We start from the raw sequence: 18,849 nt of genomic DNA on the forward strand, positions 1-18,849 counted from the left end.
CACCAGCGTGACCGAGACGCCAGAAAACCAGACAAAACCGCGCCGCCGTTGGCTCTTGCCGACGGCGGCGTCGCTTTTTGTCCTAGCGGCGGTGGGTGCCGGTGGTGCCTGGCTGGGCTGGCAGCGCTATGTCGGGCCGGGCCCGCTGACCGCCGATACTCCCGTGGTCATTCCGCGCGGAACGGGCGTGCAGGGCATTGCGCAGCGTCTCGTCGATGCCGGCGTGGTGGGTCACCCTCTGGAACTCGTCATCGCCTCACGCCTGCGTGGCGATGGGGCCAGGCTGCGGGCAGGGGAGTATCTGTTCCCGGCGGGGATCAGCGTGAAAGACGCGCTGGACCTGATCATCTCCGGCAAGGTCATCGTCCACCGCGTGACGGTGCCGGAGGGGCTGACTAGTTGGCAGATCGTGGAACGCCTGCGTGGTGAGCAGACGCTGTCGGGCGACGTCACCGACATTCCCGCTGATGGCACCCTTCTGCCCGAAACCTATCAATATCTGCGCGATGATGCCCGCGCCGACATCCTGTCGCGCATGTCGGACGACATGGAAAAGGCGCTGGATCGACTCTGGGCCGACCGTGACCCCAACCTGCCCCTGAAATCGAAGCAGGAGGCCGTGATCCTGGCCTCCATCGTGGAGAAGGAGACGGGGGTGGCGTCGGAACGGCCGCGCGTCGCGGGCGTGTTCGTGAACCGCCTGCGCATTGGCATGCGACTGCAATCCGACCCGACCATCATCTATGCCCTGTCGGACCGACGCGGACAGATCGATCGTGACCTGACCCGCGCCGATTGGAAGCTGGAAAGCCCCTACAACACCTATGTGATCCCGGGCCTGCCCCCCGGCCCCATCGCCAATCCCGGCCTTCTGTCGCTTCAGGCCGTGCTGAAGCCCGAAGCCCACAAGTATCTCTACTTCGTGGCCGACGGTACGGGCGGGCACGCCTTTGCCGAGACGTTGGAGGAGCATAACCGCAACGTCGTGAAATGGCGGCGTGTACGGGACGGAGATTGATCACGCCGCCTGACGGACCTGATCCCACCACCAGGCATGATCAGGATAGAACCGTCCCGCCATACGCTGCACATAGGGGGTAAAGGCGCCGTGCGCCTCCACAGCACTGCGCAGCGGCGTGTCGAACAGCGGTGCCAGGGCACCGGCCAGGACCGCGAAGGCAAAGGCGTCCACGCCGGTCGGCCGGTCGCCCATCAGGAATGGTTTGTCCCCCAGCAGGGCTGCCAGGGCTGCCAGTGACCGGCTGGCCAATTCCAGCCGCTCGGCATCGCTGTGCCGCCCGATGCCGTGGGCATACATGTTGGCGGCGACCCGCTCCCGCACATCCTTGATGATGGCCGCGCGCAGATGCTCGGGTGCAGCCTGAAAGAACTGGGCGGGGCCCTTCTGGAAATTGCCCTCATCCATCCAGCGCTCATGGACCAGCGCCCAGCAGAAATGATCCTCCAGCATGCGCTCGATGGCCCAGGCCTCCGCCCGCTGCCGCACCGTTAGGCCCTCATCCAGGTCGATGCCGCGCGTGCGCTCGATATGGGCGCGGATGAAGGTGCTGTCGGCGACGATTACGCCCTCATCCTCAATGATCGGCAGCTTGTGCTTGGGTGTCTTCTCCAGATCGCCCTTCACCTTTTCAAAGGCCAGCCCACCCATGCGCAGCTGCACTTCCGTCTTGGTGACATAGGGGCTGGGCTCGGGAAGGCCAAAGGCGGGGCCGAAAGCGTGCAGCTTGATCATCGGGGTGCTCCATCGTCGCGTCGGTTGCTGTGATGGGAATGGTTTACAGCACCCCTGCTGCCACCCTACTGTCAGCATCCTGTCAGAAGGGCAGAGATTACCAAGCCGCCAAGGGTTTACCCTTGACGGTTGGGAGGCTGGCGACTGCCAGCCCGGCGCTCATGCACCGTGAGTCAAGGGCGCGGATGCGCCCGCCCGGCGACTAAGGGAGATGACATCATGCGGCGTGCGGACCGGCTGTTTCAGATCATCCAGATTCTGCGCCGTGCACCGCGCCCGATCACGGCGGATGCCATCGCGGCGGAACTGGAAACCTCCAAACGCTCCATCTACCGCGACATCGCCACGCTGATCGGACAGCGTGTGCCTATCCGGGGGGAGGCCGGGGTCGGCTATATGCTGGAGGGTGGATTCGACATGCCGCCTTTGATGCTGACACCGGATGAGATCGAGGTGGCGATGCTGGGTGCGCAATGGGTGTCCCGCCATGGCGATCCCGTGCTGGCCCGCGCCGCCGCCGATCTGATGGCCAAGATTGAGGCGGCAGTGCCGGAGGATCTGCGCCCCGTGGTGCAGCGTCCGGCCAGTGTCGCCCCGCCGCGCCCGCGCGCCGTTGAGGACAGTATCGACATGGTGGCCCTGCGCGCCGCCATCCATGCCGGCCACCGTCTGTATCTTACTTATCGCGATGAACAGGGGCGGGAAACGGTGCGGTCGGTCTGGCCCGTCCTGATCGCCTATTTCGACAATGCCCGCACGCTGGCCGCCTGGTGCGAGATGCGGGCCGACTTCCGGCATTTCCGCACGGACCGTGTGGTCCGGGCGGAGTTCACGGGCGAACGCTATCCGGAACGCCCCGCAGCATTGCGGGCACGCTGGCGCAAAAGCCTGGATCGAGCGGAAAACTGCTGATCCCGTAGGTTACGGGAATAAATCGTCGACGGCGGACTGCGACAGGGCCGGACCGCTGCTGGCCGGTTCATCTTCCACCGCCTTGGCGGCAGGCTTTGCAGCCGGGGGAGGTGGTGGGGGAGCAGGGGCAGCTGCCGGGGTGACAGCAATCGGCTGCGGCGCCAGCGGGTCGGCACCGGCGGCGCGGGCCGCTGCCGCGCCGGTCAGCAGCATGTCGACCGCATCCTGATTGATGGCGCCTTTCAGGGAAGGTCCGTTCATCAGATGGGCGTCGGGACGCGTATCCTTGGGTTCGTTGGCAAGGGCAGCCGCCATCTCGTCAGCATCCAGATTCTCCAGACCCCAGATCTGGATCATGGCATGCACGCGACGCTCAATATAACGCAAGGTGTTCACCACCTTGGTCATGCGCTGGCCTGTAATGTCCTGGAACGAACAGGCCGTCATGATCTCCGTGACTTCATTGTCCAGGGTCTGGGCAAGGTCAGGGCGATCTTTGCGCAACCGGTCAGCCACCGACTGGATACGCTCCGACCCATTCAGAATTTCGGTCGTCGCGTGTTCCGTGGATTGCAGGATGGCGTCCAACTCTTCCGTCGCGCGCATGATGCGGTCGGCTGACGGGTCGTCGGGCTTCAGCGCGGCGATCTCACGCCGCGTCTCCGCTATATGCGAAGAAAGGTCCTGCAGCTCACGCCGCAGGACCTTGATGTGTGATTTCGGATCAACTTCCGGATGGTCGCGCTGATCGCGGATCAGGCGGCGGACATCATCCACCGCCACCACCCGGTTACGCCGGTCGCGGGCACGCAGAAAGGCGCGACCGCGCGGACTGGACATCAACGCGTCCTCGATCTCGTCGTAATCCTGATCGGACAGATCGAAGATCGGTTCGGACACAGCGGATCAGCCCAGAGCGCCCAGAACGCTTTCGATCTTCTTCTTCAGCGTATCGGCGTTGAAGGGCTTGACGATGTAGTTGTTCACGCCGGCTTCCTTGGCCGCGATGACGTTTTCCGTCTTCGATTCGGCGGTCACCATGATGAAGGGCGTGGCCTTCAGACGCACATCGGCGCGCACTTCCTTCAGAAGCTGCAGGCCGGTCATCGGCTCCATGTTCCAGTCGGAAATCACCAGACCAAAGGCTGCGGAACGCAGCTTCGACAGCGCTTCCGCACCATCGGCGGCTTCATCGATCTTCGTGAACCCGATCTGGGTGAGCAGGTTCCTGATGATACGCCGCATCGTCGCGTAATCGTCGACAACCAGCACCTGAATGTTCAAGGACACTGCGGAACCCCCACCTGAACGTGTTGCACCAAAGGAAATCTACCGAATATTTGCCCGGCGTCCATAACGGGCGCCGACTACCCTTTCAGGTTACCCGATCCGGCCTGACAAGCCAATCAAGTTCACCCCGATCCGGGTTACAGCGCCGCACTTTGGTAGGCAGTCCCTGGCTTGTCAAGCCATGACCCCCGGCAATCTATGCTTATGCACCACGAACCAGGGACAGAAGCCCGCTGGTGATGGGATAGCGGCGGTCACGACCAAAGCTGCGTGACGTGATCTTCACGCCCGGCGGGGCCTGACGGCGCTTATATTCGGCCCGGTCCAGCATGCGCCAGACGCGGTTTACCGTTTCTGCGTCGTGCCCGCGCGCCACGATGTCATGCAACGAAAGGTCGCGCTCGACCAGGCATTCCAGGATGTCGTCTAGCACCGGGTACTCGGGCAGCGTGTCCTGATCCTTCTGATCGGGCTTCAGCTCTGCCGTCGGGGCCTTGGTGATGATCCGTTCCGGAATCACCCGGCCCGCCGGCCCCATCACCCCTTCTGGATGGTTCTGATTGCGCCAGTGCGAGAGCTTGTAGACGGTCGTCTTATAGACATCCTTCAGCACATTGTACCCGCCGCACATATCGCCATAGAGCGTGGCATAGCCGACCGACATTTCCGACTTGTTGCCCGTGGACAGGACCATGCTGCCGAACTTGTTCGACAGGGCCATCAGGGTCAGGCCGCGTGACCGGCTTTGCAGGTTTTCTTCCGTGATGTCGGGCTTGGTGTCCGCGAAGGACGAGGCCAGCATCTCTGCAAACGCATCCATGGCCGGACGGATGGAGATGGTGTCGATGCGGCAACCCAGCAGGCCGGCGCATTCGGCGGCATCATCCAGGCTGTCTTGGCTGGTATAGGGGCTGGGCATCATCACGCAATGCACCCTGTCGGCCCCCAGCGCATCGACGGCCACGGCCGCGGAAATGGCCGAATCGATGCCGCCTGACATGCCCAGGATGACGCCCGGAAACCGGTTCTTGCCCACATAATCACGCAGGCCCAGCACCATGGCACCGTACAGCGCGCCCAGCGCATCCGGCGGGGCCACCTTTTCGTCCGACGCCCCTGTCCATCCATCGGCACCGCGTACCCAGCGCGTAATGGCGACGCGGCTTGCAAAGGCCGGCAATTGCGCCACCAGCGATCGGTCGCGGTTCAGCACAAAGGATGCACCATCGAAAACCAGCTCATCCTGGCCGCCGACCTGGTTCAGATAGATCAGGGGCAGGCCCGTCTCCACGACGCGCGATACCGCCAGTTCCAGGCGGCGGTCGGCCTTGTCGATCTCAAACGGACTGCCATTGGGAACGACCAGCAGTTCGGCCCCCGTCTCGGCCAGCGTCTCGGCCACGTCGGGCTTCCACATATCCTCACAGATCAGCACGCCCAGCCGCACACCGCGGAAATTGACAGGGCCGGGCAGGGGGCCAGCGGTGAAAACCCGCTTCTCGTCGAAGGGGCCGTAATTGGGCAGGTCATGCTTCAACCGCACGGCCGCGATGGCACCACCATCCAGCAGCAGCGCTGCATTGTATCGGTGACCATCAACGCGCCAGGGGGCGCCAACCAGCAAGGCCGGGCCGCCATCGGCGGTTTCCGCCGCCAGCGCGCGCACTGCATCCTCGACCTTGTCCAGGAAGAAGGGCTTCAGGACCAGATCTTCGGGCGGATAGCCGCAGATGGAAAGCTCGGGATAGACGACAAGGTCGGCACCGGCGGTGGCTGCCTCGGCACGGGCGGCGCGGATCAGGGCGGCATTGTGGTCCAGGGAACCCACGGTGGGGTTGATCTGTGCCAGCGCGATGGTCAATTGATCGGTCATGATACCTTGTCCTGCCGGAACTTCTGCCTGGGTGTGGCGCGGTTCGCCCTTCATATGCTCTTGCTGAGTATAAGGGGTCAAGCCGCCCTCCGCTGGCAGCGTGGGCATGGCCGCCTTGCTTCTCCCGGCTTGCGGTGCTGTTTCGGCACCCGTAACGTGCCGCCAACGAATCCTTGTGGAGCCTGATGATGGCGCTTTCCCGTTCGGTCTTGCTGGGGCTCGGCCTGTTGCTCATCGCCAGGCCGGCCTGGGCGGAAAAGCTGCCGGTCCCCGTTGCCACCTTCTCCGCCGCCCAGAATCTGAACGTCGATGGCGTGGCTCTGTCGGCCCGCATCTTTCACGATAAGGGGCTGGAACGCCGGGAAAGCCGGGTGGATGGCCTGAACAACCTGCTGATCATCCGACCCGATCAGGGCGAGGCGCTGGTGGTGCAGCCGGAAAGCAACATGGGCATGAAGCTGCCTTTGACCGATCCGGAGGTCGGGATGGTAGCCAGCAGCCTGGCGCAGCTGTCGGGCACCAGGGAGGGCAGTGAAACCCTGTCCGGCGAGACTGTGACCCGGTACCGGGTGCAGGATATCACGCCCGATGGTGCCGGATTCGACGGCCGCGTCTGGGTTACCCGCGACGGCATTTATGTAAAGATGGAAGGAAGGACCAGCGGGGAGGGGGCGGTCAGCATCGCCATGACCCTGACGGATATACGGCGCGGGCCCCAGGACCCGGCCCTGTTCACGCCGCCCGCCGGCCTCTCCGTCATGACGCTGGACCCGATTGAAGGTCGCATGCCGCCCGCCTTTCAAGCCGACAAGGAGAAGGCGGCAAAGGAGGGGGCACCGAAATGAAACGTCGTGCACTGTTGCTGGCCGCCCTGCCGACCATTCTGCTGCCCGCCGCCGTCCGGGCACAGGCGTTGAGCAGCACTGAACAGGCGTTCCTGGCCAAACTGGGGCCAGACTGGCAGGGTGTGACCAATGGCCCCACGCGTTATCGCGTTATAAAATCGGGTCCGGCCACGGGGCCTCTCGTGCCGCTCGTCTCCACCGCCACCCTGCATTATCAGGGACGACTGGAAAACGGGAAGGTGTTCGAGGATACGCGTGAGATGGGACAGCCGGCGCAGCTGATGCTGACCCGCGCCATTGCCGGCTGGAAGCAGGTGTTACCGCTGATGCGCAAGGGCGATGTCTGGGAACTGGCCATTCCGGCCAGTGCCGGCTATGGCCCCTCCGGTTCTGCCAGTGGCAAGGTGCCGGCCAATGCCAACCTTTTCTTCACGATCGAGGTGCTGGGTTTTGTGAAGCCCAAGCTCAGCAGCGGATTATAGGGCACGCAGGGGCACGCATTGCGTGACCCGCGGCCCGATCCATGGTAACCCGCTGCTTCTCCATTATCCTGTGCAATGCGGAGCGTTGACATGACCGGCCGCCTGAAGAATGCCGCCTCCCTGATCGCCCTGACCCTGGCGCTGGCCGCCCCGGCCTGTGCGCAGCAGGCACCGGCATCGCCGCCGGCGGGGGGCGTCAATGACGTGCTGTCAATGCCGCGTGTCGATCCGCAATTACAGTATCTGGTGGAAAACCAGAAGAAGCCCGGCTGGCAGGTGACGCCGTCCGGCCTGCAATACCGCGTTGTCCGCCGTGTGGCCGGCAATCCGCCGCGTCCGCTTCTGTCGGATGAGGTGACGGTGAATTACCGGGGCGTGCTGATCGACGGCAAAGAATTCGACAGTTCCTATGGTCGGGGCCGCCCCGCCACCTTCCCCGTGAACCGGCTGGTGCGCGGCTGGCAGGAAGCACTGGTCATGATGCGGGTGGGGGAGCAGTGGGAACTGGCCGTACCCGGCAATCTGGGCTATGGCCTGCGTGGTCAACCCGATGGCGGCATCCCGCCCAATGCGACCCTGTTGTTCACGGTTGAACTGCTGGGCATCCGCAAGCCGGACACCACCAATCTTCTGGCCAAGCCTGGTACTATTCGCTGACCAACCCACGTTTACGAAAATTGCGTGCCCCACCGGGGATGCGATTTGTGGTATGGATGCGCCAGGCGTTGCAGCGCCTGGGACAAGGTGTGCGACGCGGAACCCGATGACCGACCAGCTCGTTTTGAAAGAAAAACTCGCGGCTCTGAAGACAGAGCATCGCGACATGGATGATGTCATCCAGCGGCTGACGGAGCAGTTCCCCGTCGACCAGCTTCAGATTCAGCGTCTGAAGAAGCGCAAGCTTCTGCTGAAGGACATGATTGCCCGCCTGGAAAGCCAGATGGTGCCTGACATCATCGCCTGATGCCGCCTGACCGGCGCTCAACGCCATCGAAAAATGTCATAGAAAAAGGCCGCAACGTTTCCGCTGCGGCCTTTGTCATTCTCGGAAGGGGGGCGTTGTTTACTCGCCCTGTTCCGTATGATGGTCCGGCTGCACCGCGTGATCGTCGGTGCCGGAATGTTCATGGGCCAGCGGGGACTGCTGATAGCGGTTGGAATGGCTGCGTTGGATGGAGTTGGCCAAGTCCTGGAGTTCCAGGAAATTGTCGGCCTGACGGCGCAGTTCGTCGGCAACCATCGGCGGGGTGGACCGCACCGTGCTGATGACCGTCACGCGCACGCCTTTGCGCTGTACCGCTTCCACCAGCCGGCGGAAATCGCCATCGCCGGAGAACAGCAGGATATGATCGACATTCTCCGCCATCTCCATCACGTCGATGGCGAGTTCGATATCCATATTGCCTTTGATCTTGCGCCGGCCGGACGCGTCGGTGAATTCCTTGGTCGGCTTGGTGACCATAGTGTAGCCGTTATAGTCCAGCCAGTCGACCAGCGGACGGATCGGCGAATATTCCTGGTCCTCGACCAGAGCGGTGTAATAAAAGGCGCGGATCAGCCGGCCCTCAGCCGCGAAAAGTTCCAGCAATCGCTTATAATCGATGTCGAAACCCAGGGATCGCGCCGCTGCATACAGATTGGCGCCATCGATGAACATTGCCAGCCGTTCTTGCTGGTAAAATATCTTGCGTGCCATTGCTTCCTCTAATCACGTTGTCAAAAATGGTTTACCCCGGAATATTTGCACCGGACGCCCAACCGGGAAGGGCAGTCCGGGTACCGCGACGCCATTGCACCAATCTAAGGTGCCCGGACCACACGGCAGGTGACGGATGATTTCCGGCACGGTATGCCATCACATGGTTGGCAGCAAGCGCCGTAACACTGCATCTATCGAGATAGGGTGTGGCCCTTGCGATTTCCAGGAAAACACCCGTGATTTTCATTGCCGTCGGCTCCAATCTCCATGTTCCCGGTCTGGGCAAACCCCTGGATATCTGCCAAAAGGCCTTGGCCCGGCTCGACTCCATGGGAATCATCGTTGCCGCCCTCTCGCGGTTCTACGAAACCGCGCCTGTGCCGGTTTCTGACCAGCCCTGGTTCGTGAATGCCGTGGCGCGGGTCGAGTGTGATCTGGACGCTGCCGCCCTGCTGGATTGCCTGCATCAGGTGGAACAGGAATTCGGGCGAGTTCGGCGTGAGCGGAACGAGGCGCGGGTTCTGGATCTCGACCTGATCGATTACAGGCGTATGGTTGATGTCGGCCCCCCCATTCTGCCGCACCCGCGCATGGCGGATCGCGCCTTTGTCCTTCTACCCCTGGCTGATGTGGCGCCAGACTGGACCCATCCCGCCGACGGTCGTGGCATCGCTGATCTGATCGCTGCCTTGCCCCCGGATCAGGCCATCCGTCCGCTGTCGGGGCTGGAATGATTTCAGCGAAGGGCGGGCGTCCTTGCAATGGGGAATGCAGCCCCCTATAAATCAAAGCTTATCCGTCGCTGGAGAGTATCTGGATATGGCCCGCGTTACCGTTGAAGATTGCGTCCTCAAGATTCCGAACCGTTTCGAACTGGTGATGATGGCTGCCCAGCGCGCCCGTGACATCGCGTCCGGTTCGCCCCTGTCGATCGACCGGGACAATGACAAGAACCCCGTTGTTGCGCTGCGCGAGATCGCGGATGAGACGGTGGTGCTGGATCACCTGAAGAACAGCCTGATCAAGGGTCACCAGCGCGTGCCGGAGCAGGACGAGCCCGAGGAAGAGATTGTCGAGCTGATGGCCGGCGAGACCGCCTGGGGTGCGGATGCCGCCCGTGCCGAGGCCGAGGACGAGCTGGGCGGGGAGATGGACTTCTCCGAAGGTGATGTCGGCTCGGCCGATCTGGCCGACGAGGACATGTAAAGCCAACGGGATCGTGCAAATGGAAGGCCCGTGTTGGCGCGATAAGACCTGGATTGGCGGTGTAGCATGAGCCGCCAGACCAAAATCATCCGCCAGTACGAGCTGGTTGAGCGCGTGATGGGGTACGACCCCAATGCCGATGAGGACGCGCTCAACCGCGCCTACGTCTTCACGATGAAGGCGCACGGCTCGCAGACGCGGGCCAGTGGCGATCCCTATTATGTCCATCCGATTTGGGTGGCCTGGCTGTTGACGGAGCTGAAGCTCGACGCCAACAGCATCATCACGGCACTGCTGCACGACACGGTTGAAGACACCCTGACGACGCTGGAGGAAATCCAGCGTCTGTTCGGGCCAGAGGTCGCGCGTCTGGTCGATGGCGTGACCAAGCTGTCGCGCATCGAGCTGCAGAATATCGGTGAGCAGAGCGAAAGCACCAAGCAGGCGGAAAACTTCCGCAAGCTGGTGCTGGCCATGTCGGAGGATATCCGTGTCCTCCTGGTCAAGCTGGCCGACCGCCTGCACAATATGGGCACGATCCAGTTCCTGAAGCCGGAAAAGCGCCGCCGCATTGCGCGTGAGACGCTGGAAATCTACGTCCCGCTGGCCGAACGCATCGGTATTCAGCGCTGGAAGGACGAACTGGAGGATCTGGCGTTCAAGGAATTGAACCCGGACGCCTATGACAGTATCCGCATCCGCCTGGATGATCTGCAATCCACGGGCAAGGCCCGTGTTGATCGCATCATCGAGGAATTGGACAAGACTGTCCGCTTCAACAACGAATCGGCCGTCGCCAATGCCGAGATCTATGGGCGCCTGAAATCGCCCTATTCGATCTGGCGCAAGATGCACGCCAAGAATGTGGCGTTCGAACAGCTGTCCGACGTGATGGCGTTCCGCATCGTGGTCGATACACTGGGCGAATGCTATCAGGCGCTGGGTATCATCCATGCCCGCTACCCGGTCGTGCCGGGGCGGTTCAAGGATTACATCTCCACGCCCAAGCCCAACGGCTATCAGTCGATCCACACCACCGTCATCGGTCCGGAAAAGCAGCGCATTGAGGTGCAGATCCGCACCCGCGACATGCATGAAGTGGCCGATATGGGTGTGGCTGCCCACTGGTCCTACAAGCAGGGCGCGCCCGAGGCGGCGCAGCCCAAGACCGAGGGACGGCAATATCGCTGGCTGCGCGAACTGCTTGATATCCTTGAACATGCGACGCGCCCGGAAGAGTTCCTGGAACATACCAAGCTGGAACTGTTCCAGGATCAGGTCTTCTGCTTCACGCCTAAGGGTGACCTGATCGCCCTGCCGCGCGGGGCCACGCCGGTCGATTTCGCCTATGCCGTCCACAGCCAGGTGGGCGACACCTGCGTGGGGGCCAAGATCAATGGCCGCATGCAGCCGCTGCGCAGCCATTTGCAGAATGGCGACCAGGTGGAGGTGCTGACCTCGAAGAATTCCTCGCCCTCGCCGGACTGGGAAAACTTCGTCATCACCGGCAAGGCCCGCGCCCGCATCCGTCGTTTCATCCGCACCCAGCAGCGGGGCGAGCATATCAAGCTCGGCCGTGGCCTGATGGAGCGGCTGTTCAAGCAGGAAGGCTATGAATATTCGGAAAAGGCCTTCGACGGCGTTCTGAAAATTTATCAGCAGCCCAGTGTGGACGATCTGCTGGCCGCCATCGGTGCCGGCACTGAGGGCCAGCGCGACGTCTTCAATTCTATCTTCCCCGGCCACCGCAACGTCAATCCCGTTGTGGCGGACGAGAAGGTGGTGGCCATCGCCACCAAGCCGAAGCCGGCGACCAAGGGCAGGGGCACTACACCGCTGGCCATCCGCGGTCTGATCCCGGGCATGGCTGTGCATTATGCCCGTTGCTGCCACCCCATCGTGGGCGATCGCATTGTGGGCATCGTCACCACGGGCAAGGGCGTGACCATCCACACGATTGATTGTGAGACGCTGGAAAGCTTCCACGACAGTCCTGAACGCTGGATCGACGTCTCCTGGGACCCGGATGCCGACGCACCCAACGATCTGGTGGGCCGCTTGTCGGTGGTGGTGGCCAATGAGACGGGGGCGCTGGGCACCTTGTCCACGGTCATCGGCAAGAATGGCGGCAATATCACGAACCTGAAGATCACCAACCGCACGAATGACTATTTCGAGATGCTGATCGATGTGGACGTGAAAGACGTCAAGCATCTGACCAACATCATGGCGGCGTTGCGGGCCACCCCGGTGATCCATTCGGTCGAACGTGGGCGCTGACGGTCCCACAGGGGACTGGGAAGGAACCATAAGGCATCATGTTCAGGCGGCGTGAACCGTTGACCCCGGCGGGGCGCTTGCGGCGGCTGCTCTGGCCCTCCATGGGGCTGGTGCGGTCCGGGCGCTATGTCGCCTACCGGATCGCGCGGATTCAGGGCTCGCCGCATGCCATTGCGCTGGGCATTGCCTGGGGTGTGGCGCTGTCCATGACGCCGCTGTTGGGTCTGCATTTCCCCATCGCCTTCCTGCTGGCCTGGGTCACGCGCGCGTCCATCATGGGCGCCATGGTGGGCACAATAGTGGCCAACCCCTGGACCTTTCCGGCAATCTGGTACTCCAGCTACCGTTTGGGCTGTTCGCTGCTGGGCATGGCGCCGGGGCATGAGGATCAGGCCCGCCTGACCCTGGCCTTCCTGATCGACCATCCCTGGCAGGTGTTTGCACCCATGCTGGCCGGTGGCGCCGTGATGGGGGTTGCGGCGGGCATCATCGCATACGTGATTGCCAAGCCCCTGATCCGGTTCTATCAGGAAAAGCGACGGGATCGGCGTCGGGCTGGTCGTGTGCTCGTGGGCAAGGGTATTTGAGGGTGGATATGATGGGTGCCAAGCCGTTGCGTCTGGGCGTGAATATCGACCATGTGGCCACCGTGCGGAACGCGCGCGGCGGGGACAATCCCTGTCCGGTACGCGCCGCCCTTCTGGCCGTCCATGCCGGTGCCGACGGCATCACGGCCCATCTGCGCGAAGATCGCCGCCATATAAGGGACGAGGATATCGACCGGCTGATGGCGGAGCTTTACAAGCCGCTGAACCTGGAAATGGCCGCGACGGAGGAGATGCTGGCCATCGCACTGCGCCACCGTCCCCATGCCGTCTGTCTGGTTCCCGAAAAGCGGGAGGAGCGCACGACAGAGGGCGGCCTGGATGTCATCGGCAACCGCGCGCATCTGAAGCCCTATGTCGCACGTCTGGCCGATGCCGGCATCCGCGTCTCCATCTTCATCGGGGCGGATGTGGATCAGTTGGATGCTGCGCGTGACCTGGGTGCCCCCGTTGTCGAACTGCACACGGGCGCCTATGCCGACGCCGCCAATGGCCCGGCCCGCGATGCCGAACTGGCGCGGCTGGTCAAGGGCGCGGCGCATGCCGCTGCCATCGGCCTGGAATGCCATGCCGGTCACGGCCTGACCTTTGATAATGTCGGCCCCGTCGCCGCCATTCAGTCCATCGTGGAGCTGAATATCGGGCATTTCATGATGGGGGAGGCGATGTTCATCGGCCTGCCCGCCACCATCGCAGAGATGCGTGCCCGCATGGATGCCGGTCGTCGTGCGGGGGCTGCATGATCCTGGGCATCGGTAGCGATCTGGTCGATATCCGCCGCATCCAGGCCAGCCTGGATCGTTTCGGCGACCGTTTCGCTGCCCGTGTCTTTACCGATGCCGAGCGGGCCCGTGCCGATGCGACGGGCAATGCCACTGTCCGCGCCGCCACCTATGCCAAGCGTTTCGCGGCCAAGGAGGCGGCGACCAAGGCACTGGGCACCGGCTATGCAGAGGGTGTGCATTTCAAGGATATCGAGGTCCTGTCCGACGGCAAGGCCCGCCCGACCCTGCATTTGACGGGCGGTGCGCTTGACCGCCTCCACGCCATGGTCCCCGTGGGCATGGTGCCCCGCATCGATCTGTCGATGACGGATGAACTGCCTTATGCCCAGGCCTTTGTCGTCATTTCGGCCCAACCGGCGGGGATGTGACGCATGAACCCACGCCGTCAGCCGCCCCCATCCCGTCCTGCCCCCGAGCCGTTGCCCCCGCTTGTAGAAACCCACCCGCACCCTATCAGCAGCGGCTGGGGGGAGACGCTGCGCATCATCCTGGCCACCATCCTTGTGGTCATCGGCGTGCGCACCCTGACTTTTGAGGCGTTCAACATCCCCAGCGGATCGATGGTGCCCACTCTGCTGGTGGGGGACTATCTGTTCGTGAACAAGGCGTCTTACGGCTACAGCCGCTATTCGCTGCCGGGCTTCCTGCGCTTTGGTGATGCGGCTCCGCCGGTGACCAAGGATTGCAAGGCCGCCCCCGGCCGCCTGTTCGGCAGCCTGCCAGAGCGTGGTGATGTGGCGGTGTTCAAGCTGCCCAAGGATACCAGCGTCGATTACATCAAACGCATCGTCGGCCTGCCCTGTGATCGGCTACAGATGATCGGCGGCGCGCTTTATGTGAACGGGGAGATGGCGGCCCGCATCCGTGTCCCCGATTTCGTGCTGCATGAAGGCTTTGGCGGCGCCTTCACGGCCCCGCAATATATCGAGACGTTGCCCGGCGGGCGTCAGCATCCGGTGATCGAGATGTCGGGCGATCAGGGCCTGCTGGATGACACGCCGGTCTTCACGGTCCCGCCCGGCTATGTGTTCGGCATGGGCGACAGCCGCGATAACTCGCAGGATAGCCGCGTGCCGGAGGTGGTGGGCTTCATCCCGGTCGAGAATCTGGTGGGCCGTGCCACCAACATCTTCCTGTCGGTGAAGGAGGAGGAGAGCCTTTGGCGTTTCTGGCGCTGGGGCTCGGCCATCCGCACCGAACGTTTCTGGGAAAGGGTTGATTGATGGAACTGGATGCGTTGCAGGAGGTCCTGGGCCATCGTTTCAAGGATGTTTCCCGCCTGAACGAGGCCCTGACCCACCCGTCGGTGGGCGGGGTCAACCGGGCCAAGGTCGGCAAGGGATACGAGCGACTTGAATTCCTGGGCGACCGCGTTCTGGGTCTGGTCGTGGCCGAATGGTTGCTGGAACGCTTCCCCAAGGAGCAGGAGGGGGCATTGGCCCGCCGCCTGACGGCCCTGGTCCGGGCCGAGGCCCTGGTGGTTGTGGCGGATCGTATCGGGTTGGGCCAGTATCTGCGTCTGGCACCGGGTGAACAGGCGGGCGATGTGAAGCCGGCGATCCTGGCCGATGCGTGTGAGGCGGTGATCGGCGCCCTCTATCTGGATGGCGGTCTGCCGGCCGCGGCTGGCTTCATCCGCCAGCATTGGGATGCGGCGTTGGAGGGGGCGAAAGCGGCACCCCCGCAGGACCCGAAGACCGGCCTTCAGGAATGGGCGCTGGCGCGCGGGCGCAAACTGCCGCTTTATACGGATATTGGCCGCACTGGCCCCGATCATGCCCCCATTTTTCAGGTCAGTGTGACTGTAGAGGGGTTTGAACCGGTGGTGGCAACCGGCCCTTCCAAGCGCGCGGCGGAAAAGTCCGCCGCCGAAGCACTGCTTTCCCGGATTAGGACTCAATGACCGACAGCGACGATATCGTTTCCCGTTTTCTTTCAGGCCAGGATGCCAGCGGCGATGCCCCGGCCCGGCCGGCGCCCACGCATCCGCGCTGCGGCTTTGTGGCCCTGGTGGGGGCGCCTAACGCGGGCAAGTCCACCCTGCTGAACGCGCTTGTCGGGTCCAAGATTTCCATCGTCAGCCCCAAGGTCCAGACCACGCGCTCCCGTGTGCTGGGCATCGGCATGGCTGGTGATAGCCAGATTCTTTATGTCGATACGCCCGGTATCTTCACGCCAAAGAAGCGTCTGGAACGCGCCATGGTCGCCGCTGCATGGCAGGGTGCGACCGATGCCGATCAGGTCGCCGTCCTGTTCGACGCTGCGCAAAAGCGCATTGATGACGATACGCGCGGCATTGTGGAAAAGCTGAAGGAAGCGGGCCGCAAGGCCGTGCTGGTCCTGAACAAGATCGACCTGATCAAGCGCGAACGCCTGCTGGCGCTCGCCGCCGAATTTGCGGAATACGACGTGTTCACGGAGACCTTCATGGTTTCCGCCCTGACCGGCGATGGTCTGGAAGGGCTGCTGAAATTCTTCGCCTCGTCCGTACCTGAAGGCCCGTGGCTCTATCCGCCAGACCAATTGTCGGACATGCCCGAACGGTTGCTGGCTGCCGAAATCACGCGCGAGAAGCTGTTCCTGCAACTGCATCAGGAAGTGCCTTACGCCACTTCGGTAGAGACCGAGACCTGGGAGGAGTTCGAGAACGGCTCTGTCCGCATCGGTCAGGTAATCTATGTCCAGCGCGACACGCAGAAAGCCATCATTCTGGGTAAGGGCGGTGCCCGCATCAAGCAGATCAGCACGGCCGCCCGTGTGGAGATGGCTGAATTCCTGGGCCGCCCCGTCCACCTGATGCTGTTCGTGAAGCTGCGCGAGAACTGGGCCGAAGAACGCGACCAGTACGAACCCTGGGGCCTGGATTACAACGCCTGACATTATGAGATGGGGCGGACTGACCCGCAGGATTGCTGACTTCCCGCCCCATTTTTGCTATCGTGAGCCCCTCAGCGCCACAGCCATATCCATCTATTCGGGGCCACCGGCCTTCGGATATGGAAAAGGCGTGGACGGTGAAACCACCTGCGTTTTTGTGTTTCATGCGGTTGCGTAGCGGACGGGGTAAAATTCGGAGTGGGCAGGTATTAGACTCCGAAACACACACTTTGCCGTGTTTCACATGGTTGCGTAGACTGCTGCAATCATACGGGTCTGGCGCGGCGTCTGAAGGTGTCGGTACTTGATTGCGTCGACCACCAAGTCTGAAACACGCGGTATGTGCGTGTTTCACTCGGTTTCACAGACGGCGGCACTTTCGCCTTCGTTCTTGGGCTTTTTCTGAATAAGCAAGCTGTAGCAATAACTTAGCGGGACGTTCCCACGACCGCCGGTGCCGGCTGTACCGACGCGCGTGGGGCTGCGGCGGGCGGAGCGGTGCTGCCGGCACCATCCGGGGCCGGGGTGGGCGCCTGGGAGGGACGGTTGCCAGCCATCAGGCTGTCGCGCAGCAGCACGATGGAGATGCGGCGGTTGCGGGGGGAGTTGGGATCATCCTTGAAAAGATGATCGCGGTCCCCGCGTCCCACCACCGTCTCGATCCTTGTGTCGTTCACGCCCATCGCCTCCAGTGCGCGGCGGGTGGCGTTGGCGCGGTCTGACGACAGTTCCCAGTTGGTGTAGGAGGCACCAGCCCCGAATGGGATACTGTCGGTATGGCCGCTGATGGACAGTTTGTTGGGCAGGTTGGAGACGGCCTGTGCCACCTGCGACAGAAGCTGGGCCGTCTGCGGCTGCATCTTGGCGCTGCCCGACGGGAACATGGAATAGCCTTCCTGGTCGACCAACTGGATACGCAGGCCTTCTGGCGTTTTGTCGATGATCAGGTTCTGGGCCAGGTTACGCAGTTCCGGGATCTGCTGGATGGCCTGACGCAGTTCAGCTTCTGCCTTGGCGAACTGTGCGTCCTCATGCTTGGCCAGGGCTTCTTTCAGTTCCTGCTCGTCAACCTGACCATCTTTGTTTTTGTCGGCGGCATCCTTCTCGCCGGCGCGTTCCAGGACGGCCAGGCCGTTCACCACGTCGCCGCGGGTCCAGCCACCTTCCTTGTCGCCGGCCCCTTTGCCGGTGGAGTCCTTCTCCGTCGGACGTCCGCTGGAGCTTTCCTGCATATCGTCCGTCTGCTCGTCCGAATTGGCGGCGGCCGGCATGGTGGGGGTGGGGACGGTGACGCCGGGCGGGCTGCTGGCATTGACCATGGCGCCATCCACGCGGATCGTCTGGCCGCCCAGGATACCGCCGGACCCGCTGGTCTGTTTGGATGCACTGGCCGGGCTGAAATAATCGGCGATGCCCATCTTCTGTTCGGCCGTGGTGACGTTCAGAAGCCAGAGCAGAAGGAAGAAGGCCATCATGGCCGTCACGAAGTCGGCATAGGCCACCTTCCAGGCACCGCCATGATGCCCTTCGCCGCCCTTGTTGATCTTTTTGATAACAATGGGGGCTTTTTCTTCGCCGCCTGCCACGATGCCATCCCGGTACGCTGATCGATGGTGCAGTGTAGCAAGCTGTTTGGCGTGGGTCACGGCCCTTGCGGCCTTGCGCGCATGCCCTACCTCGGGTTAACCCCTATTTATGTAAGGACAGGAGCTTGCCCGGTATGAGTTTCGACCACCGCGCCTTTCGTGACACCCTGGGCTGCTTCGCCACCGGCGTCTGTATCGCATCGGCAACCGGCGCCGATGGCCGGCCCGTGGGCCTGACGGTGAATTCTTTCACCTCGGTGTCCCTCGATCCGCCCCTTGTCCTGTTTTGTCTGGATAACCGATCGGAAAGCCTGTCGGCCTTTCTGGAAGCGCCGGGCTTCGCCCTATCCATCCTGTCTGCTGAACAGCAGGCCCTGTCCAACACCTTCGCCCGTGCCCCGCATGCCACGCGCTGGGACGGTGTTGCGGCGGTGACGGGGCAGGGCGGCGCCCCCCTGATCCAGGGTGCGCTGGCGGTACTGGACTGTACCCGTCATGCGATCCATGAAGGCGGGGACCATACGATCCTGGTGGGCCGGGTGCGGGGTTTCGCCAACCAGCCCGGCGCGCCGCTGCTGTACTACCGGGGCGGTTACGCCGCGCTGAATGATGGTCGGGGTTGAAACCTGATTCATGTTTCAGTAATTTACAGACCC

22 protein-coding genes are annotated in these 18,849 nt (G+C 62.9%); 16 read left to right on the top strand and 6 right to left on the bottom strand.

What is annotated here, in order from left to right:
• Positions 1–7 precede the first annotated feature (7 nt).
• Positions 8–1,018, top strand: coding sequence for an endolytic transglycosylase MltG (gene mltG, locus C0V82_RS02870; RefSeq protein WP_102111041.1), 1,011 nt, complete (start codon positions 8–10; stop codon positions 1,016–1,018).
• On the opposite strand, the gene C0V82_RS02875 is transcribed toward mltG, so the two are convergent.
• Positions 1,019–1,753 (bottom strand): glutathione S-transferase family protein, encoded by a 735-nt coding sequence (locus C0V82_RS02875; protein ID WP_102111042.1) that lies wholly within the window; start codon positions 1,751–1,753, stop codon positions 1,019–1,021.
• A 219-nt stretch (positions 1,754–1,972) separates the two neighbouring features.
• Here C0V82_RS02875 and C0V82_RS02880 point away from each other — a divergent pair, with 219 nt between their 5' ends.
• Positions 1,973–2,665, top strand: a complete 693-nt coding sequence (locus tag C0V82_RS02880; RefSeq protein WP_102111043.1) for a helix-turn-helix transcriptional regulator — start codon at positions 1,973–1,975, stop codon at positions 2,663–2,665.
• 9 nt (positions 2,666–2,674) lie between these two features.
• Here the strand turns inward: C0V82_RS02880 and C0V82_RS02885 are convergent, their stop codons facing one another.
• The 3 genes from C0V82_RS02885 to C0V82_RS02895 form a co-directional block, all read right to left on the bottom strand.
• On the bottom strand, positions 2,675–3,565 hold the full coding sequence (locus C0V82_RS02885; RefSeq protein ID WP_102111044.1) for a protein phosphatase CheZ: 891 nt from the start codon (positions 3,563–3,565) through the stop codon (positions 2,675–2,677).
• A gap of 6 nt (positions 3,566–3,571) precedes the next feature.
• Positions 3,572–3,955, bottom strand: a complete 384-nt coding sequence (locus C0V82_RS02890) for a chemotaxis response regulator CheY (protein ID WP_281262358.1) — start codon at positions 3,953–3,955, stop codon at positions 3,572–3,574.
• A 202-nt stretch (positions 3,956–4,157) separates the two neighbouring features.
• Positions 4,158–5,828, bottom strand: a complete 1,671-nt coding sequence (locus C0V82_RS02895; protein WP_102113192.1) for an NAD+ synthase — start codon at positions 5,826–5,828, stop codon at positions 4,158–4,160.
• Between the two features lie 185 nt (positions 5,829–6,013).
• Here C0V82_RS02895 and C0V82_RS02900 point away from each other — a divergent pair, with 185 nt between their 5' ends.
• The 4 genes from C0V82_RS02900 to C0V82_RS02915 all read left to right on the top strand — a co-directional run bounded on the left by C0V82_RS02900 (position 6,014) and on the right by C0V82_RS02915 (position 8,119).
• Entirely contained in the window at positions 6,014–6,673 is a 660-nt protein-coding gene (locus C0V82_RS02900; protein WP_102111045.1) for a hypothetical protein, read from the top strand.
• A complete protein-coding gene (locus tag C0V82_RS02905; protein WP_102111046.1) occupies positions 6,670–7,155 on the top strand; it encodes an FKBP-type peptidyl-prolyl cis-trans isomerase in 486 nt (161 codons plus the stop codon). The genes C0V82_RS02900 and C0V82_RS02905 overlap by 4 nt, the downstream gene beginning before the upstream one ends.
• Positions 7,156–7,245: 90 nt before the next feature.
• Entirely contained in the window at positions 7,246–7,812 is a 567-nt protein-coding gene (locus C0V82_RS02910; RefSeq protein WP_102111047.1) for an FKBP-type peptidyl-prolyl cis-trans isomerase, read from the top strand.
• Positions 7,813–7,918: 106 nt separating this feature from the next.
• Positions 7,919–8,119, top strand: coding sequence for a YdcH family protein (locus tag C0V82_RS02915; RefSeq protein ID WP_102111048.1), 201 nt, complete (start codon positions 7,919–7,921; stop codon positions 8,117–8,119).
• Positions 8,120–8,218: 99 nt separating this feature from the next.
• On the opposite strand, the gene C0V82_RS02920 is transcribed toward C0V82_RS02915, so the two are convergent.
• Entirely contained in the window at positions 8,219–8,851 is a 633-nt protein-coding gene (locus C0V82_RS02920; RefSeq protein WP_102111049.1) for a LabA-like NYN domain-containing protein, read from the bottom strand.
• 239 nt (positions 8,852–9,090) lie between these two features.
• On the opposite strand from C0V82_RS02920, the gene folK reads away from it, so the two are divergent.
• The 9 genes from folK to era all read left to right on the top strand — a co-directional run bounded on the left by folK (position 9,091) and on the right by era (position 16,607).
• Complete coding sequence (folK, locus tag C0V82_RS02925; protein ID WP_102111050.1) at positions 9,091–9,588, top strand: 2-amino-4-hydroxy-6-hydroxymethyldihydropteridine diphosphokinase; 498 nt, start codon at positions 9,091–9,093, stop codon at positions 9,586–9,588.
• A gap of 85 nt (positions 9,589–9,673) precedes the next feature.
• Complete coding sequence (gene rpoZ / locus C0V82_RS02930) at positions 9,674–10,060, top strand: DNA-directed RNA polymerase subunit omega (protein ID WP_054169598.1); 387 nt, start codon at positions 9,674–9,676, stop codon at positions 10,058–10,060.
• A 66-nt stretch (positions 10,061–10,126) separates the two neighbouring features.
• Complete coding sequence (locus tag C0V82_RS02935) at positions 10,127–12,340, top strand: RelA/SpoT family protein (protein ID WP_245924133.1); 2,214 nt, start codon at positions 10,127–10,129, stop codon at positions 12,338–12,340.
• A 38-nt stretch (positions 12,341–12,378) separates the two neighbouring features.
• Positions 12,379–12,927, top strand: coding sequence for a DUF2062 domain-containing protein (locus tag C0V82_RS02940; RefSeq protein WP_102111051.1), 549 nt, complete (start codon positions 12,379–12,381; stop codon positions 12,925–12,927).
• 11 nt (positions 12,928–12,938) lie between these two features.
• On the top strand, positions 12,939–13,688 hold the full coding sequence (locus C0V82_RS02945; RefSeq protein WP_102113194.1) for a pyridoxine 5'-phosphate synthase: 750 nt from the start codon (positions 12,939–12,941) through the stop codon (positions 13,686–13,688).
• Positions 13,685–14,098 carry a holo-ACP synthase gene (acpS, locus tag C0V82_RS02950; RefSeq protein WP_102111052.1) on the top strand — a complete coding sequence of 138 codons (414 nt, stop codon included), beginning with the start codon at positions 13,685–13,687 and terminating at the stop codon, positions 14,096–14,098. The genes C0V82_RS02945 and acpS overlap by 4 nt, the downstream gene beginning before the upstream one ends.
• A 3-nt stretch (positions 14,099–14,101) precedes the next feature.
• Positions 14,102–14,953, top strand: coding sequence for a signal peptidase I (gene lepB, locus C0V82_RS02955; protein ID WP_102111053.1), 852 nt, complete (start codon positions 14,102–14,104; stop codon positions 14,951–14,953).
• On the top strand, positions 14,953–15,633 hold the full coding sequence (gene rnc, locus C0V82_RS02960; RefSeq protein ID WP_102111054.1) for a ribonuclease III: 681 nt from the start codon (positions 14,953–14,955) through the stop codon (positions 15,631–15,633). Before lepB ends, rnc begins: the two co-directional genes overlap by 1 nt.
• Positions 15,630–16,607 carry a GTPase Era gene (gene era, locus C0V82_RS02965; protein WP_102111055.1) on the top strand — a complete coding sequence of 326 codons (978 nt, stop codon included), beginning with the start codon at positions 15,630–15,632 and terminating at the stop codon, positions 16,605–16,607. Before rnc ends, era begins: the two co-directional genes overlap by 4 nt.
• Before the next feature lie 428 nt (positions 16,608–17,035).
• Here era and C0V82_RS02970 read toward each other — a convergent pair whose 3' ends face one another.
• Entirely contained in the window at positions 17,036–18,196 is a 1,161-nt protein-coding gene (locus C0V82_RS02970; protein ID WP_370466029.1) for a flagellar motor protein MotB, read from the bottom strand.
• A 131-nt stretch (positions 18,197–18,327) separates the two neighbouring features.
• On the opposite strand from C0V82_RS02970, the gene C0V82_RS02975 reads away from it, so the two are divergent.
• Positions 18,328–18,816, top strand: a complete 489-nt coding sequence (locus C0V82_RS02975) for a flavin reductase family protein (protein ID WP_102111057.1) — start codon at positions 18,328–18,330, stop codon at positions 18,814–18,816.
• The last annotated feature ends 33 nt before the right edge of the window (positions 18,817–18,849 follow it).

It is taken from the genome of Niveispirillum cyanobacteriorum (genome assembly GCF_002868735.1).
Taxonomy (GTDB): domain Bacteria; phylum Pseudomonadota; class Alphaproteobacteria; order Azospirillales; family Azospirillaceae; genus Niveispirillum; species Niveispirillum cyanobacteriorum.